We start from the raw sequence: 19,673 nt of genomic DNA, 5'->3' as shown, positions 1-19,673 counted from the left end.
TAAATAAATTCTAAAAATTGACGTTTATTATTAAGCTAGGTTACCACAATAAGGAGGGGGAGGAATTCATATGCAAAGCATGGCGAAAAAGGTTATGATATACTCAATGCTCGGACTGATGCAAGTGGGCTTATTTGCTACTGTAGCCGAAGCATCACCACAACCGGAGGAACTGCAGCGGTATGAGCATAAGTACCAAAGAGACCACCATCATAACGAGTGGGAAAGAGAAAGAAACCGTCGAATACACGAGGAAAATATTCGTCATGAAAGAGAAATGAAGCGGCGTCCGTTTGAGTCGAGGAGGGAGTGGCGTGAAAGACAAAGGCATGAGAATGAGCGTCACGAAAGGGAAATACATAGGATTATGGAACACCGGGAGTGGCATAGGTGGTAATACTAGATAGGTAAACAGTAAAGTGCATGCCCGATTTTTGATCAAAAAACACCAGACCTTAATGGTCTGGCGTTAAAATGCATAGTAACCAGAGTAGCAGCATTGTTCCGATAGGAACAACTGCTAAAGAACCGATTGTCAGTAAGACGTCTAAAACCATGATATCCCCCGGTACATCATATGCGGAATGGCTGCGATAAAGATGCAATAATGCAGTAAGAGGCATGGTTTTTTATTACTTTAGTTAAAAGAAAAGCTAGAATGTCCGGATAAAAAGGCTCAACAAACAGTGATACCTGCTTGTTGAGCCTTTTTCAACTAATCGTTGCTCTGGCTAGTATCTGTGATATAATAAACGTCAATATGAGTCTTTTCCCCTGCGCAGGTAGTTGAGGGAGCTTTTCGCTGCTGTGCTAAAAGCCGGGAGATTATGAAAAGGGAGAATACCTTATGCCAGAAGTAACGATCAGAAGAGTTCAGCTAAACGATGTTGATCGCGTAACTGAAATAGAAGCAATTTGTTTTCCTACAACAGAAGCGGCAACACGGAAATCATTCAAGGATAGAATTACTGCTTTCCCAGAATACTTTCTGGTAGCAGAGACTGAAGGGATTGTAATCGGTTTTATCAACGGCTGTGTCACTAATAGTTCAGTTATCTATGATGAACTATTTTATAGTACAAAGCATCATATACCGGATGGAAAAAACGCAGCTATTTTTGGACTGGACGTAATTCCTGGACACCGACGAATGGGAATTGCTGCCCGGTTAATGAAACACTTTATTCAGTTAGCCAAGCATACGGGGCAAAAAAGTGTTATTCTAACCTGTAAGGAGCAGTTGATTCATTATTATAAGTCCTTTGGTTATGTGAATAACGGAGTCTCTAAATCAACGCATGGGGGAGCAGAGTGGTTTGATATGACACTTGTTCTCTAAACAAGACAATAAAGACCTGACTCTAATCTCGCGAAGGGAAAAGAGTTAGGTCTTTACTGCGTAAGGCAGCAGTGATTAGTTTTGTATGCTTGTCGACTGAGAGGGTTTGGAAGATAAATTTAGCAGCCATTTGGCACACTCAGTAACAAGGAAGGGGATGACAGCTACCACTACCAAGAAAGGCCACTCGTGTAAGCCAGGCTCAATGGTTTTAAAGATCACATGTAAGGGACCTTCAACCGACAGCAAGAGCAGCACGAAGGAGAGGCCAGCACCGGCGTTTAGGTACTTGTTGCTAAAGAAGCCCAGGGAGAACGCGGAATAGTATTCCGAGCGGGCAACAAAAGCGCAGGCAATCTGGGTGGTAATCAGGGTAGTAAAGGCAAAGGTCCGGGCCATAGCAAGGTCACCATTATATTCGGCTAAGGCATATTGGAAGGCTCCTAAGACCGTGAAAGCAATAGCCATACTTTGAACCAAAATCATGATTTTTAGGTTTCTATCCATTAATGGTGCAGCCGGATCGCGTGGTTTGAGGTTCATTACATTCGGTTCTTTCTTTTCAACGCCGAGAGCCAAGGCCGGGAAGGCGTCAGTTACCAGGTTAACCCACAATAATTGAATCGGTAATAACGGGATAGGCCAGCCGAGAAGCATGGCAAAGAAGATGACCAGAATTTCAGAGATATTACAAGAGAGGAGGAAATAGACAAACTTTTTAATATTGGTATAAATAACCCGGCCTTCTTCTACAGCAGAGACAATAGTGGCAAAGTTATCATCAGAGATTACCATATCGGCGGTCTCTTTGGTAACATCAGTGCCAGTTATGCCCATAGCCACACCAATATCGGCTTTTTTCAAGGCTGGAGCGTCATTTACACCGTCACCGGTCATGGCCACAATATGTTTGTTACTGCGCAATGCTTCGACAATAGCTACTTTGTGTTCTGGGGATACACGGGCAAAGACACTAGAACTTTCCACAGCTTGTTTTAAGTCAGCAGGGGACATGGCATCAAGTTCTTTGCCAGTACGTACCTGGTTAACATTTGTGGCAATACCAAGCTGTTCGGCAATGGCGAAGGCGGTATCTGGATGGTCGCCGGTAATCATTACCGGGCGAATACCAGCGCCTTTACATAATTCAACAGCGTCTCTGACCTCCATACGAGGCGGGTCAATCATGCCTAACAGGCCGACAAATACGAGTTCGTTTTCGATATCACTAGGATTAGTCATAGACGGCTTGGCGTCAAAGTTGCGGTAGGCTACGGCTAGTACTCTCAGAGCGTGAGACGCCATATCCTTGTTAGCTGCCTGGATGGCGGCCTTATCTTCGGCGGTTAAGGGGCGGCTTGATCCGCCTTCCGCAATGGCGGTGCAACAGTTTAACAGGACATCAGGGGCACCTTTGGTGAAAGTCCGCAATTGTCCATCAATTTGATGCAATGTGGTCATCATTTTCCGGCCAGAATCAAAGGGGATTTCCTGTAACCGGGGGAATTGTTCTATCAGTTGAGGTTGCGTATAGCCGCCTTTGTAGCCGGCTACAACCAATGCGCCTTCTGTAGGGTCGCCGATAATTGACCAGTTTTTATCATCATCAGAGGCTTTTAGCTGAGCATCATTACACAAGATGGAACCACTAAGCAGCAAGGCCAGGTCTTTTTCACTTGTTACGTCTACGGCTGTTTTATTGCGAGTAAATTGTCCTACAGGATGGTAGCCTTCGCCGCTTACCTCGAACATCTTGCCAGGGGTGAAAACCTTAACAACCGTCATTTGATTTTGGGTGAGTGTACCGGTTTTATCAGAACAGATTACCGAGATACTACCTAAGGTTTCTACGGCGTGCAGTTTTTTCATGATCGAGTTTTTCTTGGCCATCCGCTGCATACCCAGGGCTAACACAATGGTTACAACAGCAGGCAAGCCTTCTGGGATGGCGGCAACAGCCAAACTAATAGAGGTCATAAGCATCATCTGGATTTCGTTAAAAGTTAACGCACCGTCCTGATAGCCTTTCCATAGCCCCATAGCGAAGATAATGGCGCAAACGGCTAAACAAGCAATGCCAAGACTTTTGCCGAACTCTGCCAGCTTCTTTTGCAACGGCGTGATGTCTTCTTCAACCGTCTGAATCATTTCGGCAATTTTTCCGATTTCGGTCTTCATTGCCGTACCGACAGCGACGGCTTTACCACGCCCATAGGTCACGACTGTACTCATGAAGCCTAAGTTGTGACGTTCTGCCAGGGGTGGTTCACCCTCAATCACAGAACATTCTTTCTCAACCGGCACCGATTCACCTGTTAGAGAGGCTTCCTCAATCTTCAAATTAAATGAATCAAGCATACGCACATCGGCAGGAATGTAATCTCCGGCATCAAGGAGAATGATGTCACCGGGAACTAACTCCCGGGAAGGAATCGTGGTAGTCTCACCATCACGGATAACCTTAGAGCTCGGGGCACTCATCTTCTTTAAGGCTTCCAGGGCCTTTTCTGCTTTAGCCTCTTGAAATACGCCCAAGGCGGCATTAAGTAGTACTATGGCCATAATAACCAACGAATCGGTAACTTCACCAACCGCAAGCGAAATGAGACTGGCTATTATTAGAATTAATACCAGAAAATCTTTGAATTGATTTAAAAACTTTTTCCATAAAGGCTCGCGATCTTTTTCCTGCAATTCATTATAGCCATATTGCGCTAGGCGCTTGGTCACTTCGCCCGAGGAGAGACCGTGCTCCAGGTCAGAATTAAGTTCAGCTAAAACTTTTTCTGAGGTCAACTGGTGCCACTGTTTTTCCATTAAGGTACGCCTCCTTGTTATTAAAGAAATTATGCAGGGAATTAAAATGGCAATCCCCCATTTGTTTTACTAAGTTTAGTGAAAGCCCGGAAAAAATAAATCAGCGCGACAGGTATTGTCAGCCAGAACACAAGGCATAAAATGCCAGCAAACAAACCGAGAAGTATTTCAAAAAAATGCCCGGTTTGTTGCTCTAGATAAATGCCAGTCGCAACAATAACATAAGCCCATAAATAAATTCCCCAACGAAGTATTGCTTCATAGGGTTCGATACCTAGAAAATTAGGGGCTATAGTTGCAATCACTTGTGCTAAACTGGCAATTACAATGCACAGCAAGCCGAAGTAGCCGGTTATCTTTTTCCAGTCCATTTGCATCCCCCCAGATAGCATGTTGGTTGTAACCAACATTGCAAGCATCCAGAAGCTGGTTAATAAGAATCACCCTTTCTTTATAAATATATATATCTATATAGACTAAAAAGACCCTGCCTTTTAGTAAAGGCAAGGTCTTACCAACAGTATTATGCTGCCAACAAAGCCGGGGCTTACGCACCGAGCTTGACGACTTTGTTGTAATGGTTACTCCCCTTGGGACAATATTGAATTGTTACTATATTATAGTATCAGGAAGTAATATATGTCAATGGATAATGTCCTCCAGATCGGTAAACATAGAGAAATTCTTTGAAGCAGGCGCTGCCGCACAGCGTGGGGAGTATAGTGAATTGCTGTGTTGGTATTAACTAGGAAATGGTATGCAATTTAAAAATGTTCAGGTATAATTATAGATAGAGTTTACATCATGGCTAAAGGGAGTGTACTCAATGGAACGAAAAACGACGTCGATTCCCCCTGTCGAAAGATTAGGAAAAATCTCGCCTGTACGTCCCATTCAGTTCTTTAACCAGCTGTCTGACCAAAGTATGCCGCGCAAGAAGAATAAGCTGAAGAATCAGCAAGTAGCTAAAGAACATGAGAAGCGGCCCTCTCCTACAGAGGGCTCAATTGATCTTAAAGCTTAGCATCTTTAGGACTCGCGGGGATGGTTTTTAGGTATACATTTACTCAAAAAGGAGAGTTGTACATGAAGAAATTATTAACGGGAAATGAAGCGATCGCCCGTGGAGCCTACGAAGCAGGCGTAAAATTTGCATCGGCCTATCCTGGTACACCCAGCACGGAAATACTTGAAAATATTGCCACTTATAAAGAGGATATTTTGGCAGAATGGGCACCAAATGAAAAAGTTGCTTTAGAAGCTGTTATTGGCGCATCCATCGCCGGCGCGAGAGCCATAGCCTCAATGAAGCATGTTGGGGTAAACGTGGCAGCAGACCCGCTGTTTACCTATGCCTATACAGGGGTAAATGGTGGAATGGTGCTGGTTACGGCTGATGAACCTGGTCAACATTCTTCGCAAAATGAGCAGGATAATCGTAATTATGCTAAATTTGCCAAGATAGCTATGCTGGAGCCGACAGACAGCCAGGAAGCCAAAGATATGACGAAAGCAGCTTTTGAAATCAGTGAGAAATATGATACACCGGTTTTGCTCAGGATGACGACAAGAGTATGTCACTCTAAGGGCATTGTCGAGTGTAAAGACCGCGAAGAAGTTGGTATTAAAGACTATGTAAAAAACACAAAGAAGTATATCACAGTACCAGCTCATGCCAGAATGCTGCGATTAAAAGTAGAAGAGCGACTGCAAAAACTGTTGGAATTCTCTAATAACACCAGCTTGAATTATATCGAGTGGAATAGTACCAAAATTGGTATAATCGCCTCAGGGGGATGCTGCAGCTACGCTAAAGAAGTATTCGGCGATAGTGCGTCCTACTTAAAACTAGGCTTTACCTATCCGCTGCCAGCTGAAAAGATTAAAGAGTTTTGCAAAAAAGTCGAAAAGGTTTATATTATTGAAGAAAATGATCCGTATATTGAAGAACAGGTTCGCATATTAGGCTTTGATTGTATCGGTAAAAACCTGATTCCCTTCTGTGGAGAATTAACACCTGATGTAATCAGAAAAGCAGTTTACGGCAAAGAAAATTCGTCCATTGACTATGATGCGGATAAAGTTGTTCCAAGACCGCCAACCTTGTGTGCCGGCTGTCCGCACAGAGGTTTATTTTATACCTTGGGTAAGCGGAAAAATCTCCTGCTTTCCGGGGACATCGGCTGCTATACGCTGGGTTTTGCTGAGCCGTACAATGCCATGGATTATAATATTTGTATGGGCGCAAGTATTAGTGCCGGTCATGGGGCGCAGCAAGTCTTTAGCATGCAAGAGAACTCACCGATGCGGGCTGTCGCTGTTCTTGGTGATTCCACCTTCTTTCACACTGGCATCAATTCTCTCCTGGATGTAGCCTATAACCAGAGTAATACCATTACCGTAATATTGGACAACCGAATCACCGGTATGACAGGACATCAGGAGAACCCCGGTTCAGGCTATACCTTGCAAGGCAAAGAGACCAGGCCGGTAGATATAGAAAAACTTGTAAAGGCCTGTGGCATTGATCAGGTAGTAGTTATCAATCCTAATAATCTTAAGGCAGTGGAAAACGCGCTGGACTGGGCGCTCAGCCTAAATGAACCAGCGGTAATAATCACAAGATGGCCTTGCGTATTAAAGAAGTTTTCGCCGCAGGACAAAGAGGAGTTTAAAGGAAGCTTTACCAAGCGTTGTACTGTAGATACTGAAGTATGCATAGGTTGCAGAAGTTGCATTAAAACAGGTTGTCCGGCAATATATTTTGATAAAACCAGTAAAAAGGCGAGTATCGGCTTAGATTGCGTAGGGTGCGAGGTCTGCCTCCAGGTTTGTCCGAAACAAGCGATTCAAAAGGAGGAAGCATAACATGGTAAAGAGCATTCTTTTGGTAGGAGTAGGCGGCCAGGGCACCATACTTGCCAGCAAGCTTCTGACAACAGGCCTTATGGAAGCTGGGTATGATGTAAAAATGAGTGAAATTCATGGTATGTCGCAAAGAGGCGGATCTGTATCTTCGCAAGTTAGATACGGAGATAAAGTAGAAGCCTCAGTTATCGAAGTAGGTGGAGCAGACATCCTGGTATCTTTTGAGAAAATGGAAGCCTTACGTTGGCTGAAATATCTAAAACCAGACGGAAAAGTTGTGGTAAACGACTATGAAATAAACTCAATGCCCATTCTTTCAGGGAAATTTGATTATCCGACCGGAATTTTGGAGGAATTATCAAGCAAGGTACCAACAAAAGTAGTCCATGCGGCAAAACGGGCGGCAGAGCTTGGAAATCCAAAGGTTATGAATGTCATATTGTTAGGCACTATTATCAAATCCATGGGACTTGAGGCTATTAATTGGGAAAAAATAATCAGTGACAGTGTTAAAGAGAAGTTTATAGAACTAAATTTAAAAGCGTTGGCAGCAGGCATGGACTTAGTATAATACCTGAAAAGCGGGATAATTGTATTAACTATTGCCTGTTATCGAATAGGTAGTATTATTGAGGTATCCAACTAACATAGGGAGGCGGTATATATGGTAATCGACGGTGTAAAAGTTGTTGCAGAGCCCGAAATTACGGAGGAAGAGATTAGAGAAATAGTTGCTGCGGAGCAGCAGCTATGGAACCGCAAAGGGAAAGAACTTGCTGCTGTACAGTTAACTATACATGGGGATGAAATTGAAGTTAAAGCAGTTGAACGCTCCCCAATTAGGAGAGTGCGCCGGATAACCGGCTATCTTAGTACAGAGGATCGCTTTAATTCTTCGAAGCAAGCCGAATTGGCAGATCGGTGTGCCCATAGTTAGTACTGTATCATCCGCGGTAATTGGTGTATAAGGACCATTGCCGCGGGTAATTCATTTTTTATATAGGGGGCGGGGAAAAAACTATGCTGTTTACTATCCATCCTAGTAATTTAGTAAGTGCATTATCAATAGCACTAGAACTGTCAACAGACGGTTTATCGAAACACCATTGGCGAACAGCACTGATTGCAGGACGGATTGCCGAGCATATTGGCTTGAATGAGGGGCAACAGCAGATCTTGGTATATGCCGCGCTGTTACATGATATTGGTGCGGTGTCCAATTGGTCTGAAAGAAAAAAACTACAGGAATTTAAGGTGGCAGATGACGTATACCGTCATGCCGAGGCGGGTTACGAGCTATTAAAGGATTCCCCGCAGTTTAGTATCCTGGCTGAGACAATCCGGCATCACCATGATAAATGGGATGGCTCTAGTCCATCTGGTCTGGCTGGTAAGGATATTCCTATAACCAGCCGGATAATAAACCTGGCTGATCGTCTGGAGATATTGCTAAAAGACAAGGTCTACATATTTGAGCAACGTCCGGATATGTTATCAGCGATACGAGAGTTAAGTGGCAGTTATTTTGATCCTGAGTTGGTGCGGGCTTTGCATGAGTTTGCCCGGCAGGAGAGTTTTTGGCTCGACTTGACCAACCCCAACTATTACCAGAACTTTTTTCGTCAAATTGATATCTATGGCCGGATGGTATTTAATATTGATGATGTAGTAAATATTGCCGAGATTTTTGCTACCATCATTGATAGAACCAGTCGCTTTACTGGTATGCATTCCCGTGGCGTTGCTCAGGTTTCGGCGTTTTTGGCTCAGGCTAGAGGCTATAGTCGGGAAGAAATTAAGCTAATAAAAATTGCCGGTTTGTTTCACGACTTGGGGAAATTGGCAATACCCAATGAACTACTAGAAAGTCCGAATAAACTAACAGATAAAGAATTTTCCATAATTAAACAGCATCCGTACTACACCTACCGGATTCTTGAGCAAATTGACGGTTTTTCACTTATTGCTGAATGGGCGGCTTTTCATCATGAAACCTTAGACGGTGCAGGTTATCCATTCCGTATGCCTGAATCATCTTTGAGCCTGGGTTCAAGAATTGTTAACGTAGCCGATGTTTTTGTAGCGTTAATCGAAAAACGGCCTTATCGTCAGTCACTTGCGGTACGCGAAGTCGAAAGAATTATGCGGGGTATGGCTGATAATCGCAAAATAGACAGCAGGGTCGTTGATGACCTGTTTAGCGATAGTGGCAGCCTAAGTAATCTGTGCGATCAGATTGCACAAATGAGTTGGACAACAAATGAAAGTTAGTCATGTTGACTTTTTGTCCGGCAGCAGGTAAAATAAGAGTGTCCAATTCGCCGGTATAGCTCAGTTGGTAGAGCAACGCTTTCGTAAAGCGTAGGTCATCAGTTCGAATCTGATTATCGGCTCCAGTAAAATAGGCATTTGTAGTCGTGAGGCCCATAAAAGCGTGGGTCAAAGTGGTGCAGTTGTCACAAAATTAGAGAGACAGGCGGAATTATTCGTCTGTCTCTTTCGTATTTTCTTCGTCGGTTTTTTCTCCTTTTTCTTCTTCGGTTGCAGCAGCTTCAGATTTGGCTTTAACTATTTCTGCGACAGCATCGGCAGCTTTTTTTGTAGCATCTTTACGAGAATGGACATATTTGCGGAATGTAAATGCCTGGTCGGCTTATTTATTTTAGCAAACCTTTAACCACATTCAATCCCAAACCTGCTATAATAAAATTAAAAATGGAGGTGCCATATGAGCAACGAAGAAAATAAACAGACTGAAATCCAGACAGATGAACAGGAAGAGAATAGTGAACTGACCGACCAGGACCTTAAAAATGTGGCCGGAGGCACGGCAACACGGCGGCCATTCGATATCAATAGCATTAGTTAACAGCGTTATAGCCCATCTCCCAATTGGCCGGGGGATGGGCTTTCAATCATCCAATTTACATCCAATAAGCTCATTAATAATTACTTTTTTATTATTCCTGCCGCATCCTTCGGGGTGCGGTTTTTCTATTTCCAAACTTCTCTAAAGAAATTCTAAATAATGGCGGTTATTATTAATCCATGGAGATCCAATAACAAACATTTAGGGAGTGAATGTTTCCATGAAAATTATAGGCAAAAAAGTTATCATATACTCAATGCTTGGTTTACTTCAAGTAGGAATGTTTTCCTCAGTAGCTGCAGCAGCCTCTGGACCATTACATAACGACGGTTCACAGCGAATCGCGTATCTTGACCGTAATGACCGACATGATGATGAACGCCAACGTCAGCACGATGAACGCAAACGCCAGGAAAACGAGCGGCATGAAAGAGAAATGAAGCGCCGGCCGCATGAAGGTGAAAGGGAATGGCGTGAGCGGCAAGAGCGGGAGAAAGACCGTCATGATCAGAATTTGCGCCAAATTGCGGCCCTTTTAATTGGTATTGCCATTGGTTCCGGCTCATCGGGTAATTGATAAAATGAAAAACGTGTCGCTGTATATTTATAAAAACGTACAGCGACACGCCTAATATAATAGTTACTCTACGGATAAAACTACCCAGGCACCATTATTTGATTTCGTTAAAGTGACGTCATAGGAATTCCCATCATGTAAAACTTGGACAACAGCAGTATTCTGATTTTGGCTTACTAAGGTAAAAGTGTCATTTCGAACAGTAAAGCCTAATTCACTAGCACAGGATTTAACCACTTCTACCGGAGATTTTTGGGAATTTTTATCATTTTTGTGGCGATCGTGGCTTGCTTTTGCACGTTTAGTTAGTTGATCTTGACCAATTTTATCATGTTTTGAAGCGGACTGTTGCTTCTGGTCTACTGCTTGTGTTTGATTAGGTTGATTTACCGTGGGATTCGCCGACGCATTTACTGCGAGTGGCGCGACCATCATGTACACGCCCAGTGATGTTCCTACTAATGTCAGAATCGCTTTACGTATAGACTGTTTCAAAGATATCTTCCTTTCTTTATTAAGAATATGCCGTAAACCTAAATGATTGTTTATGACATGGTTATATAGTACCTTGTAATTTTTAAAAAGAGTTTAAAATCTATTATGAAATAATTAGTACAAATTAAATAATCTTCAAGAATAGGTATAGTCTAGAATATCTAATTCTAGATATTCAAAAACACAAAAGCAACTCGACAGTTGAATCCGAGTTGCTTTTTATATAGCTACGCTATACTCTATTGCTGCGGTACTGTTCGTTTCTTCTTTACAATGACAAACGTTTGTTCTATACTAAACACAAAAAAGTTCTGCAAGGAGGGCTCTCCATGCAAAAAAATCGCTAACGTCACTTTCGTAAAACGTAGGTCATCCGTTCGAATCTGATTATCGGCTCCAGGAAATACGCGGGTTTGCAGGTTATCTGCAAGCCCGTTTTTATCGTTTTGTCCTAAAACTTGTCCGCCAAGGTAGTTTCTATCCTCTTTATATCGCATGCACTGACCAGACGGCCGCAACTGGACGTTGCAATGGTTTGTAGAGAAGAAAGAAGAACATCATCGTAGCATACACCACTATGATATGCTTTAGATAATGTTCGTTTTCATTTTTGAAACTGTATCAGTTTTTCAAACTCTATTAGAAAACATAGACTTTAATTCATCATAGGACGTAATAATAACCATATCCTTATTTAACTCCGGAAAGATATTAGATTCTAGACCTAATACAAAGTACAAAGAACTCGAGGTTGTCATTTTATGTAGTTTCTCCAAATCGAAATATAAATTAGGTGTATCTATAACATAAACATCATATCCACCATATTCAATTTTAGAATAGATATCTTGAACCTTACTAAATTTATCAAAGATATTAAAACCAACAGGGAGTTTTTGGTTATCTAATCTAGATTTTAAATAGTGTTCAGCAGATGATTCTCCGTCAAAAAATAACACTCTTTTACCTGCCTCTGCTAATTTAAGGCCTACCTTAATTGCTTTTGCCGTTTTACCAGAGCCAGTATGACCAATAATTAGTTTCATTTCAAATTATTCCTCCCACAAATAAACTGTATGTATCTATAATAATTCCATCCTTTTAATAGTTTCCCTCCCAAATGATTGAAAAAATACTAAGTGATTTTCAAAGACATTAGAGGTAGAATAAGTATGCTAAATATTTTATAGTAAGGAAGTCTTTTATATGTATTTATGGAAGTATACTTTGATAATCATTGTTATTTTCTCATATTTTATTGGCAGTCACTTACCACCATCCTGGGGATGGGAAGATAGTCCGTTAGAGTGGTCACAGGTCGTGATACTATCCGTAGGAGCATTGCTAACCGTAAAATGGCAGCAGGAGGCCAGGTCTGACGGACGGTACCACCATGCTCGTTTCTTAGCTTGGGCAATTCCTCTCTGGCTGTTAATGGCAGGCCGGGAAATGAGTTGGGGCAGAGTGTTTTATCCTGTGGGTATTGATCCTATTACTGGCCCTTTTTTTATACCTGTCTCTCAGCTCCCCTATGGCTCAATCGTTTACCCGGTGATTGCAGTTGTTATCCTTTCATGGCTATTTGCGGTTATTAAGTATAAACTGTTAGCGGTTCCCTATAAACTCTACCAGCAAGGTCGTTTCCCAACTGGTGAATTTTTGCTAGTCATTTTTTCTTTCATAGTTGCTACTATTGCCGAAAAACTGTTGCACTTCGAAATCATGGAAGAAATAGTAGAAGACGTTGCTTATCTTTCCCTTATCATCACGGCATATCGCGTAAAAGTTGCCCTGAACCAACCCACCAACAGAATAAAAGATGAAAAAAGTATTAAAATACATCACTAGCACGTATTAAAACCCCTTGATTCTTTTTGGCCGCCTGCCATTTCGTTCATTGGTGGGCGGTTTTGTATTTTCCAGTCTTTTCTAAAGAATTTCTAAAAATAGTGGCATATAATTCTAAATATGTCTATAGAAGGTGGCCTATCTATGGACATAAATGTTAGTAGTCCTTTTTATCAAGCTTGCTTCTGCTTATACAGCTAAAAACGATTGACAGGATTAGGTAAATTAATGTATGTATCTTGGATTATTTTATTGGATAAGGTAAAAAAGGAGAAAAAATGAGAGCTACTGGAATTGTTAGAAGGGTTGACGAACTTGGTAGGGTGGTATTACCTATTGAATTACGCCGCATCTTTGACATTAAAGGATATGATGGTCTCGAAATATATACCGATAATGATCAAATCATTTTGCGGAAACATGAGCCTGCTTGTGTATTTTGCGGCAGTAGAGATGAGGTAACTAAGTTCAAGGGGAAAAATATTTGTAAAGCTTGTTTTTCATCTATGAGTCAAAAAATAGTCTAAATGACTATAGCTGCCTGCCGGGTTCGTCCTGGTGGGCGGTTTTAATTTTACATGTTACACACGGGAATATTTTCTAAACAAATTCTAAAAATTATAATATAAACTAAATATGGTGACAATAGTTTGCCACTATTGCCACCCTTTCAGTTAAATCGCATCTTTCGGGGTGCGTCTTTTTTTTATTTATCTTTTGCGGCGAGTTAAGACTCCCGCCTCTGCAGGCAGCGTTTGTTTAGGTGGGGTAGACTCCCCACCTGAGCCCGCCGATGCTGAAACAAGTTCACTGATTGTTCGCAGCGGTAGTCATAAAATACAGTGTTACAAACCGTGGACGTTCATTTTTTTATTTAATGCTGCACTAAATTAAAAAATTTGGATACACTACCACCAACCGCAACCGGTAATAGCCGAATCACAGTAGAAACGAGCAGAATGGCAAAAAAAAAGCCGCGTTAGCGGCTGTGAGTAAAATTACATTTTTACTGGTTTACTTGCTTTACGAACGGCGAGTAATGCTTGAGACACTACTTGCCCAATCAGACTCTTGTCTAGTCCTAAGGGGCGAACCATATTTATAACTTCAGCTCTAAATTTTCGTTCATCAAAGTCAATAATCAAATTATCACCACCTTATAGTGTTAGTTACTCTATTATACGGGTTATGTTGTCAGGAAGTGATAAAAAAATGTATCGATTGTACTGCACAAACTATGTGTATAGAAATCCCTTTAATAAATAAAGAAATATAAAGATAAATAAAGAGGGCGGCTATTCTGCCGCCCTGTCCTTGATAATCTGCTCCAATTCCTTAAGATATTCGGCATCGTTAGCAGTAGACTTGGAATTTATTGAACTATTTATTTGTTCGCGTGATAGGGCATTGTCACCAGCACTCGTGGCAGTTTTACTGGTGGATGGCTTCATTTTAGATTTTTTAGGCATGCAAAATCACCTCCTGATATAGGTTCTGTCAGGGAGTGCTTGCGCATGCATTTTTATATTATTTTGGAGTGAGAGTAATGATAAAATGAGTATGTGGTAACTGCTGGTATGGAATCCTAACAAGTCGGAATCGGCAACATGTAAGAAGAGGTAGGAAAAACAGTGGTGTATCTCGAAAACTTCTAAATAAAACCAAGTAAGCCCTTGGCGGGGCTGGGAAAGGATAAATAAATGAGTATACAGGATGTTAGTAAATTATTGAAAGATGTGCCGCCACAACAATGCGAGATAATTACAACCTTAGCTCAAAAGGTCATTCAAAACATGAACGGCCAAGACCTGTTAGTGTCTGAGCAATTGCTATTGCCTAAGGTGTTAGAAATAGCCATAAGAGATATTAATAATACGGACGAAATAGGAGCCGTAAAAGATAGCGTGATTTTAGCCGAAAGGAACGCGCGAGCCGGGGCGGAGAAGTAAGGGGTATGCTGTCAAATATCCAGGGAATACAAACTCCGCCAACGGCGGATAGACAAACAGAGCGGAAGTACTCAGCGACTGATATGTTGCTGAGCACTTCTATATTTATCAAGTTGTGTAGGTAGCAGGGAAATAAAGCTGGTGAAGTTCAGGGGGCTGTAATAGCCCCCAAACGACAATATAGTTATTGCCAGGGATAGGATACCATTTCAAAGTACGCGATGGCTATAAGACATACTCCGATTACAACTAATGCTGCAATTGCTATTGCTGTCATAAGCAACGCCTCCCCTTTTGGTTAAACTATCCCAATATAGTATCAGCAAAAACTGATTATTTATGTGAAGGTGGTTGCGTCAAAATTAAACAAGTACCTTAGAAAGCGTGGGGTCACTTTTCCTATGCAGGAATTTCGTTGCTAAGCTCGAATATCTCTCTTATAACATACTAGGGGGTAATAATAGATATGGCTAACTGCAACGAAGAAAACTGCACCTGTCCTAAAACTGATTGTGAACGGCATGGTAAGTGTTGCGAATGTATTAACTTCCATCGCAGCCAAGAGGGTAAAGTCTTTTGCATGCGGGATCAAGAAAGTAAATAGATAACATAGGCCGCTTTTATAAAGCGTAGGGCGTCATTTCAAATATGACTAGCGGTTTTAAGTATAAAAGACCTTGCGATGATGCAAGGCCTTTTTCTTATTTGGTATAGCAGTAAAGGGAGGTTATCGTAATGTGTGGAATGAATTGGTATCGGGAGGAAATGGAAAGGGCTGAGGAGGATTTAAACCGCCTGAATGAATTGCTGGTGATGCTGGAAGAGCGCTATAAGCTGTCACCGGATGCTGATCCCAGTATTTTAGCGGGGTTAAGTTCTGATATTATTGCCGTTTACAAGGAAATCAGGTGGCGTAAAGATATGCTGTTAACGCCAAAATCCCCACAAGATAAATAGCTGTGGGGATTTTTTATCTTAGTCGATGACATTAAGACTCTCACCTTTATGGCAAAACTATGGCAGAGAATCATCAAGGGCTTTATTCATGGCTTCACGATCGGAGGCTTCGTTGGTTGTGGTATTGGAGACAATAGAGGAAGTGACTTCAGTGCGGGTCTGGCTGTTATCCCTGCCGTTATCGCTTAACTTATCTGTTGCGTTTTCGGGTGCAACTTCATCATAACCAGTGGTAGCAAGCAGCAACTGGGCATCAGGTACACTTGAAAACATACCGGAAATAAGTTTTTTCATCAAATCCCTCCTCATGTTTACGATTATATATAGTGTTCCCAAACTTTTTATTTCAATAGCTTTTTGCAAAAATAACAATAGAGCGGCATTATGCCACTCTATTGTTATAAGGGGGTAAGCTAAGGTTTACTTATTGAGAAGATTTTGTGTTGGTAAGAGATTCTTGTTTTGAAAGGGCATCATTAGCAGCCGCGTTTTGTGATGCTGTACTTTTGTTAGCAGCGGACTGGCTTTGTTTGGTGACTGTGCTGCCTGGTAAATCTTTAAATCCCATTCCACTCACCTCCGATTCTAGTATTCCCTATTTTGGATAAATATACCATGACATTATTAATTTTTCTAAAAAAAATAAAAGGGTGGAAATATCCACCCTCTGGTATTATCTACGGCATTTTTCTTCTTTTTTGGCTTCCTTAGCAGCAGGGCAAATCTCTTTACCGAATTCTACATTCTTTGACTCTTTACAGCCGCTATCGCACTGTTCTTGTTTTTTAGCCATGGTATCACCTCCTTTAGCTAAGATGGGAGGCGTTTTAGTCGTCGATGATTTCGTTAATCATGAATTTGGCGGCTTGATAAATAAACGCGCCGACTGCCACGACCTTTAGCATGGAGGTCATGTCAAAATCCATATCCATGTTCAGCATAGAATTACGTTTCTTTTTATGAAACATAATTACCACCTCCTCGTTTGATAGTTTAACCAGCGCATAGCAATGGTACACACAGTAAGAATTGGATTGAAATCCAAAAAATATTCCAGAGCGTTGGCAAGTGTTGCTAAGCGTTAAGTATTCGGAATTTAGAGCCCGGTGGGCTCAGTTTTTTTGTCCAGGATAACTTTCCCTGGATTGAATGGCTAGGGCTTCTGCCGGCGTCCTAAAGGACTTGGCACAAGCCAAGTCGTATCTATAAAGGTCAATTTATTCCTGTAGCTATGGCAAGATCCTCAAAACCGCGGCGGCTCATAGTTTGCCCTAACCGTTCACCAGGTTGTCCATAAGTTTTATAGTAAGCAATGATTTTGGTAACCAAGGGCAAAACTTCTGCTGGCGATATTTTTTCAGTGATAATACGTCCGGGCCGTGCCTGGCGGCTAGAGTTACCGCCGACAACAACCGTATAGCCGGCAGATACCCCAAAAAGGCCAATATCCTTGACAAATACTTCTGAACAGGCGTTGGGACAACCGCTGATGCCAATGCGCAGTTTCCCAGGAAGCTCAGCTCCGCAAAACTTATTGTCAAGGGCCAGTCCCAGGGTGGTACTGTCTTGCTGAGCACGTGAACAATAGGGTTTGCCTGCACATACGACTACGCTGCGTACGGCCTTGGCTGACAGTGGTTGGCTAGTAAGACCGAGTTCAGCCAAAGCCAGAGTGCGATCTTGCGGGCTTAGTCCCAGGATGACAATACTATTACCGGCGACCTTGATGGCGCCTTTATACTTTTCTGCAATATCTGCCAAATGGCGTAACATGACAGGTGTAACTAGGCCAGCAGGCAGACGTGGGGCAAGTGGCAGGGTAGTTGGTTGATGAGTCATGGTATCCTCCTAAGTTTTCCCTTAATTATAGCAGGTTTTATCAATCCGTGAAGTGATTTAGCTCACGAAGACAGTGGGCAGGTAGAAAAATTGGCCGGAAAAAGTCGCGAAGAATGTAAATTTAATAGAGGAAAATATCAATATTGACGCGAATAGTACGAGGAGAATGATTTCCAACAAAATACAATAATTTTTAGAATATTGGAGTGGATTCGATGAAAGGAACAGTTGTTGGAACATGGGTCAACACGGCCCAGAAGATATGGGGCGAGTCATTGACAGCGGAAGCAATGCAGCATGTTGGGTGGCAGCCTGATAAAATGTTTTTACCCACAGAGGAAGTTGAAGATGACAAACCCAAGGCATTTGTTAAGTATTTAGCTGAAAAGACAGGTAAAAGCCAAGATGAGATATGGTTACATATTGGGAAAGATAATGTTATAACTTTTGCGCAGGCCTATCCGGCCTTTTTCCGCCAGGAAAGCCTGTATTCTTTTCTCCGGTCCATGTATGATGTTCATATTGTTATGGTAAAACGGATACCGGGGGCTAAGCCGCCTGAGCTGTTAGTTGATCCGGTGTCGGAATATAGTGCGATAATAAGCTATCGCTCTAAACGCGGCATGTTTGGCTATATGAAAGGCCTATTAGCGGGGGCAGCCGAGTTTTTTAAAGAAGACATTAAGACCGAGATTGTGGAGTCTTCGGCAGAGCACTTGAAGATGCTCATTACTTTCCCCAAACCGATCAGCCATACCAAGGTTTACCGCTTGAACAAGCTGTTATCCTTTGGGGTAATGAGGAGTATTCCAGCCAAAATCGGTCTAGGGGTGGCTGTTATGTCGCTGGTGGTAGACGGGGTACTGATGGCTGCTGGGGTCAATGTACCGTTGTGGACGGCATTGGTTAGCGGCGTAGTAGCTGCTGGCGGTGCTGGGCTGCTGCTACAGCCGTTTGCCGCCATTAAAGAGGAACTGATCGCTATTCAGGAGCGGAAATACTATACTGAGACCAAGCTCGAATCTAGCGACGAGTTTGAAGATATTATGAATATGCTGGCAGAGTACAAGCTGAGGGTTAAGAGCGAATTCATCGGTTTTAAAGGGATAACCGATGAGATGAATAAATATGGTGACGATTTTAATATCCTGGCATCACGGATGAAGGATACTTCAGATGAAATATCAGGGGTGGTGCATGATGTGGCTACTGCTGCCACCAATCAGGCCATGGAGACCGAAACGGCCGTGGGTATCTTAAATGGTAACCTTGAAACCTTGCGGACGGTAGTAACTGAGCAAAGTCAGAATAAAGAGCGCTTGGAAGCAGCAGTAGATGAAATCAATAAGGGTTTTGCTGATATACAGGTATCCAGCAATAAGCTGGGGCATAGCTTGGACAAGTTTTCTGAGGTTAAGTCTTCTGCAGGACATCTCCAGAATCAGGCGACTAAAATCAACGAAATTACCGGTATGGTGGCTGCTATTGCCGGTCAGACTAACTTATTGGCACTTAATGCTGCCATCGAGGCAGCCCGTGCCGGTGAGCAGGGCCGCGGTTTTGCCGTAGTGGCTGAAGAGGTCCGCAAGTTGGCAGAGCAGTCGCAGCATCATTCGGAAAGTATATCAAGCGACTTAAAGATACTTATGGATATTATCGACAGTGTTGTGCAAATGATTGAAGCTGAGTTTGACATCCTGGCTACTGAGAGCCGTCAAATGAATGAAGTAGTGGTTGGTAACACCCGCCATTTAGACAATATTCATCTGGTAGCTGAAAATATTGTAGATATGATTACCAAGCTGGAACAGGAAATGACCGGCCTCAACGAGGTATATGGCAAAATTGAATCATTGGCAGCTATCTCAGAAGAAAATTCTGCCGCCAGTGAAGAAGTTAGTGCTTCGGTACATATCTATAATGAGAAACTGCATGATATGATGGGGAAGATTACCCAGTTCAAGACTGTAATTCAACATTTTAGTGAAGATATTAACACCTATCGTACCTAATGTTGCACCAGAGGCGGGGGATAACACCCCGCCTTCGCTTGCTTATCCAGATAGAAAGGGTAACCTTCCCTGGATTGAACGACTAAGGCTTCTGCTGGCGTCC

At 42.4% G+C, this 19,673-nt stretch carries 26 protein-coding genes and 1 tRNA gene; 16 read left to right on the top strand and 11 right to left on the bottom strand.

Annotated features, from left to right (window positions below; all coding sequences use genetic code 11):
• Positions 1–70: 70 nt before the first annotated feature.
• Both SALPA_RS11665 and SALPA_RS11660 read left to right on the top strand, forming a co-directional pair.
• Positions 71–397 (top strand): hypothetical protein, encoded by a 327-nt coding sequence (locus tag SALPA_RS11665; RefSeq protein ID WP_145093926.1) that lies wholly within the window; start codon positions 71–73, stop codon positions 395–397.
• 450 nt (positions 398–847) lie between these two features.
• Positions 848–1,339 (top strand): GNAT family N-acetyltransferase, encoded by a 492-nt coding sequence (locus SALPA_RS11660; protein ID WP_145093924.1) that lies wholly within the window; start codon positions 848–850, stop codon positions 1,337–1,339.
• 75 nt (positions 1,340–1,414) lie between these two features.
• Here the strand turns inward: SALPA_RS11660 and SALPA_RS11655 are convergent, their stop codons facing one another.
• Positions 1,415–4,156 carry a cation-translocating P-type ATPase gene (locus SALPA_RS11655; RefSeq protein WP_145093921.1) on the bottom strand — a complete coding sequence of 914 codons (2,742 nt, stop codon included), beginning with the start codon at positions 4,154–4,156 and terminating at the stop codon, positions 1,415–1,417.
• 41 nt (positions 4,157–4,197) lie between these two features.
• The gene (locus SALPA_RS11650; RefSeq protein ID WP_145093919.1) at positions 4,198–4,527 is read right to left on the bottom strand and encodes a hypothetical protein; all 330 of its coding nucleotides are present in this window, start codon (positions 4,525–4,527) and stop codon (positions 4,198–4,200) included.
• 455 nt (positions 4,528–4,982) lie between these two features.
• Between SALPA_RS11650 and SALPA_RS11645 the strand changes: the two genes are divergently transcribed.
• The 8 genes from SALPA_RS11645 to SALPA_RS11615 all read left to right on the top strand — a co-directional run bounded on the left by SALPA_RS11645 (position 4,983) and on the right by SALPA_RS11615 (position 10,470).
• On the top strand, positions 4,983–5,180 hold the full coding sequence (locus SALPA_RS11645; protein WP_145093916.1) for a hypothetical protein: 198 nt from the start codon (positions 4,983–4,985) through the stop codon (positions 5,178–5,180).
• Positions 5,181–5,242: 62 nt separating this feature from the next.
• Positions 5,243–7,024, top strand: a complete 1,782-nt coding sequence (gene iorA, locus SALPA_RS11640; RefSeq protein WP_145093914.1) for an indolepyruvate ferredoxin oxidoreductase subunit alpha — start codon at positions 5,243–5,245, stop codon at positions 7,022–7,024.
• Position 7,025: 1 nt separating this feature from the next.
• Positions 7,026–7,595, top strand: a complete 570-nt coding sequence (locus SALPA_RS11635) for an indolepyruvate oxidoreductase subunit beta (protein WP_145093911.1) — start codon at positions 7,026–7,028, stop codon at positions 7,593–7,595.
• Positions 7,596–7,688: 93 nt separating this feature from the next.
• Positions 7,689–7,961, top strand: a complete 273-nt coding sequence (gene nrdD, locus SALPA_RS11630) for an anaerobic ribonucleoside-triphosphate reductase (protein ID WP_145093908.1) — start codon at positions 7,689–7,691, stop codon at positions 7,959–7,961.
• Positions 7,962–8,044: 83 nt separating this feature from the next.
• On the top strand, positions 8,045–9,295 hold the full coding sequence (locus SALPA_RS11625) for an HD domain-containing phosphohydrolase (protein ID WP_145093905.1): 1,251 nt from the start codon (positions 8,045–8,047) through the stop codon (positions 9,293–9,295).
• Positions 9,296–9,344: 49 nt separating this feature from the next.
• Positions 9,345–9,420: transfer RNA gene (locus SALPA_RS11620), tRNA-Thr, on the top strand.
• Positions 9,421–9,752: 332 nt separating this feature from the next.
• Entirely contained in the window at positions 9,753–9,893 is a 141-nt protein-coding gene (locus tag SALPA_RS29015) for a hypothetical protein (protein ID WP_186451039.1), read from the top strand.
• Positions 9,894–10,113: 220 nt separating this feature from the next.
• Positions 10,114–10,470 (top strand): hypothetical protein, encoded by a 357-nt coding sequence (locus SALPA_RS11615; RefSeq protein WP_145093902.1) that lies wholly within the window; start codon positions 10,114–10,116, stop codon positions 10,468–10,470.
• A gap of 63 nt (positions 10,471–10,533) precedes the next feature.
• On the opposite strand, the gene SALPA_RS11610 is transcribed toward SALPA_RS11615, so the two are convergent.
• The 3 genes from SALPA_RS11610 to SALPA_RS11600 all read right to left on the bottom strand — a co-directional run bounded on the left by SALPA_RS11610 (position 10,534) and on the right by SALPA_RS11600 (position 12,011).
• Positions 10,534–10,965, bottom strand: coding sequence for a hypothetical protein (locus SALPA_RS11610; protein ID WP_145093899.1), 432 nt, complete (start codon positions 10,963–10,965; stop codon positions 10,534–10,536).
• A gap of 239 nt (positions 10,966–11,204) precedes the next feature.
• The gene (locus SALPA_RS11605) at positions 11,205–11,462 is read right to left on the bottom strand and encodes a hypothetical protein (protein ID WP_145093896.1); all 258 of its coding nucleotides are present in this window, start codon (positions 11,460–11,462) and stop codon (positions 11,205–11,207) included.
• 132 nt (positions 11,463–11,594) lie between these two features.
• Positions 11,595–12,011, bottom strand: coding sequence for an ATP-binding protein (locus SALPA_RS11600; protein ID WP_145093894.1), 417 nt, complete (start codon positions 12,009–12,011; stop codon positions 11,595–11,597).
• A 160-nt stretch (positions 12,012–12,171) separates the two neighbouring features.
• On the opposite strand from SALPA_RS11600, the gene SALPA_RS11595 reads away from it, so the two are divergent.
• Positions 12,172–12,813: a hypothetical protein gene (locus SALPA_RS11595; protein WP_145093891.1), complete on the top strand. Its 642-nt coding sequence runs from the start codon at positions 12,172–12,174 to the stop codon at positions 12,811–12,813.
• Positions 12,814–13,091: 278 nt separating this feature from the next.
• Positions 13,092–13,340 carry an AbrB/MazE/SpoVT family DNA-binding domain-containing protein gene (locus SALPA_RS11590; RefSeq protein WP_145093888.1) on the top strand — a complete coding sequence of 83 codons (249 nt, stop codon included), beginning with the start codon at positions 13,092–13,094 and terminating at the stop codon, positions 13,338–13,340.
• A 471-nt stretch (positions 13,341–13,811) separates the two neighbouring features.
• On the opposite strand, the gene SALPA_RS29010 is transcribed toward SALPA_RS11590, so the two are convergent.
• Together SALPA_RS29010 and SALPA_RS29005 are read right to left on the bottom strand one after the other, a co-directional pair.
• Complete coding sequence (locus tag SALPA_RS29010; protein WP_186451038.1) at positions 13,812–13,958, bottom strand: hypothetical protein; 147 nt, start codon at positions 13,956–13,958, stop codon at positions 13,812–13,814.
• Between the two features lie 150 nt (positions 13,959–14,108).
• Positions 14,109–14,282 carry a hypothetical protein gene (locus SALPA_RS29005; RefSeq protein WP_186451037.1) on the bottom strand — a complete coding sequence of 58 codons (174 nt, stop codon included), beginning with the start codon at positions 14,280–14,282 and terminating at the stop codon, positions 14,109–14,111.
• 231 nt (positions 14,283–14,513) lie between these two features.
• Between SALPA_RS29005 and SALPA_RS11585 the strand changes: the two genes are divergently transcribed.
• From SALPA_RS11585 to SALPA_RS11580, 3 genes are all read left to right on the top strand, one after another.
• Positions 14,514–14,762 carry a hypothetical protein gene (locus SALPA_RS11585; protein WP_145093885.1) on the top strand — a complete coding sequence of 83 codons (249 nt, stop codon included), beginning with the start codon at positions 14,514–14,516 and terminating at the stop codon, positions 14,760–14,762.
• A 466-nt stretch (positions 14,763–15,228) separates the two neighbouring features.
• Positions 15,229–15,366 carry a hypothetical protein gene (locus SALPA_RS29000; RefSeq protein ID WP_169718049.1) on the top strand — a complete coding sequence of 46 codons (138 nt, stop codon included), beginning with the start codon at positions 15,229–15,231 and terminating at the stop codon, positions 15,364–15,366.
• Between the two features lie 131 nt (positions 15,367–15,497).
• Positions 15,498–15,719, top strand: a complete 222-nt coding sequence (locus SALPA_RS11580; RefSeq protein WP_145093882.1) for a hypothetical protein — start codon at positions 15,498–15,500, stop codon at positions 15,717–15,719.
• A 57-nt stretch (positions 15,720–15,776) separates the two neighbouring features.
• On the opposite strand, the gene SALPA_RS11575 is transcribed toward SALPA_RS11580, so the two are convergent.
• From SALPA_RS11575 to SALPA_RS11570, 4 genes are all read right to left on the bottom strand, one after another.
• The gene (locus tag SALPA_RS11575; RefSeq protein WP_145093879.1) at positions 15,777–16,013 is read right to left on the bottom strand and encodes a hypothetical protein; all 237 of its coding nucleotides are present in this window, start codon (positions 16,011–16,013) and stop codon (positions 15,777–15,779) included.
• A 130-nt stretch (positions 16,014–16,143) separates the two neighbouring features.
• Positions 16,144–16,287, bottom strand: a complete 144-nt coding sequence (locus SALPA_RS28995; protein ID WP_186451036.1) for a hypothetical protein — start codon at positions 16,285–16,287, stop codon at positions 16,144–16,146.
• A gap of 259 nt (positions 16,288–16,546) precedes the next feature.
• A complete protein-coding gene (locus SALPA_RS28990) occupies positions 16,547–16,687 on the bottom strand; it encodes a hypothetical protein (protein ID WP_169718051.1) in 141 nt (46 codons plus the stop codon).
• A gap of 244 nt (positions 16,688–16,931) precedes the next feature.
• A complete protein-coding gene (locus SALPA_RS11570; protein ID WP_145093876.1) occupies positions 16,932–17,558 on the bottom strand; it encodes a nitrite reductase in 627 nt (208 codons plus the stop codon).
• Between the two features lie 215 nt (positions 17,559–17,773).
• Between SALPA_RS11570 and SALPA_RS11565 the strand changes: the two genes are divergently transcribed.
• Positions 17,774–19,570, top strand: coding sequence for a heme NO-binding domain-containing protein (locus SALPA_RS11565; RefSeq protein ID WP_145093873.1), 1,797 nt, complete (start codon positions 17,774–17,776; stop codon positions 19,568–19,570).
• Positions 19,571–19,673 lie beyond the last annotated feature (103 nt).

It is taken from the genome of Sporomusa sp. KB1, from assembly GCF_007830295.1.
In the GTDB taxonomy this organism is placed as follows: Bacteria; Bacillota; Negativicutes; order Sporomusales; family Sporomusaceae; genus Sporomusa.
Note: the sequence above shows the minus strand (reverse complement) of the source record. Positions and strands in the feature narration are given on the sequence as shown.

Bases quoted from the DNA above. Each gene is read 5' to 3' on its own strand.
- SALPA_RS11595 (WP_145093891.1), top strand. From the start codon at position 12,172: ATGTATTTATGGAAGTATACTTTGATAATCATTGTTATTTTCTCATAT.
- SALPA_RS11665 (WP_145093926.1), top strand. From the start codon at position 71: ATGCAAAGCATGGCGAAAAAGGTTATGATATACTCAATGCTCGGACTG.
- SALPA_RS11645 (WP_145093916.1), top strand. From the start codon at position 4,983: ATGGAACGAAAAACGACGTCGATTCCCCCTGTCGAAAGATTAGGAAAA.
- SALPA_RS11580 (WP_145093882.1), top strand. From the start codon at position 15,498: ATGTGTGGAATGAATTGGTATCGGGAGGAAATGGAAAGGGCTGAGGAG.
- SALPA_RS28990 (WP_169718051.1), bottom strand. From the start codon at position 16,687: ATGTTTCATAAAAAGAAACGTAATTCTATGCTGAACATGGATATGGAT.
- SALPA_RS11600 (WP_145093894.1), bottom strand. From the start codon at position 12,011: ATGAAACTAATTATTGGTCATACTGGCTCTGGTAAAACGGCAAAAGCA.
- SALPA_RS11575 (WP_145093879.1), bottom strand. From the start codon at position 16,013: ATGAAAAAACTTATTTCCGGTATGTTTTCAAGTGTACCTGATGCCCAG.
- iorA (WP_145093914.1), top strand. From the start codon at position 5,243: ATGAAGAAATTATTAACGGGAAATGAAGCGATCGCCCGTGGAGCCTAC.
- SALPA_RS11635 (WP_145093911.1), top strand. From the start codon at position 7,026: ATGGTAAAGAGCATTCTTTTGGTAGGAGTAGGCGGCCAGGGCACCATA.
- SALPA_RS11570 (WP_145093876.1), bottom strand. From the start codon at position 17,558: ATGACTCATCAACCAACTACCCTGCCACTTGCCCCACGTCTGCCTGCT.
- SALPA_RS11590 (WP_145093888.1), top strand. From the start codon at position 13,092: ATGAGAGCTACTGGAATTGTTAGAAGGGTTGACGAACTTGGTAGGGTG.
- SALPA_RS28995 (WP_186451036.1), bottom strand. From the start codon at position 16,287: ATGGGATTTAAAGATTTACCAGGCAGCACAGTCACCAAACAAAGCCAG.
- SALPA_RS11585 (WP_145093885.1), top strand. From the start codon at position 14,514: ATGAGTATACAGGATGTTAGTAAATTATTGAAAGATGTGCCGCCACAA.
- SALPA_RS11655 (WP_145093921.1), bottom strand. From the start codon at position 4,156: ATGGAAAAACAGTGGCACCAGTTGACCTCAGAAAAAGTTTTAGCTGAA.
- SALPA_RS29005 (WP_186451037.1), bottom strand. From the start codon at position 14,282: ATGCCTAAAAAATCTAAAATGAAGCCATCCACCAGTAAAACTGCCACG.
- SALPA_RS11605 (WP_145093896.1), bottom strand. From the start codon at position 11,462: ATGCGATATAAAGAGGATAGAAACTACCTTGGCGGACAAGTTTTAGGA.
- SALPA_RS11565 (WP_145093873.1), top strand. From the start codon at position 17,774: ATGAAAGGAACAGTTGTTGGAACATGGGTCAACACGGCCCAGAAGATA.
- SALPA_RS29015 (WP_186451039.1), top strand. From the start codon at position 9,753: ATGAGCAACGAAGAAAATAAACAGACTGAAATCCAGACAGATGAACAG.
- SALPA_RS11650 (WP_145093919.1), bottom strand. From the start codon at position 4,527: ATGGACTGGAAAAAGATAACCGGCTACTTCGGCTTGCTGTGCATTGTA.
- nrdD (WP_145093908.1), top strand. From the start codon at position 7,689: ATGGTAATCGACGGTGTAAAAGTTGTTGCAGAGCCCGAAATTACGGAG.
- SALPA_RS11625 (WP_145093905.1), top strand. From the start codon at position 8,045: ATGCTGTTTACTATCCATCCTAGTAATTTAGTAAGTGCATTATCAATA.
- SALPA_RS11660 (WP_145093924.1), top strand. From the start codon at position 848: ATGCCAGAAGTAACGATCAGAAGAGTTCAGCTAAACGATGTTGATCGC.
- SALPA_RS11615 (WP_145093902.1), top strand. From the start codon at position 10,114: ATGAAAATTATAGGCAAAAAAGTTATCATATACTCAATGCTTGGTTTA.
- SALPA_RS29000 (WP_169718049.1), top strand. From the start codon at position 15,229: ATGGCTAACTGCAACGAAGAAAACTGCACCTGTCCTAAAACTGATTGT.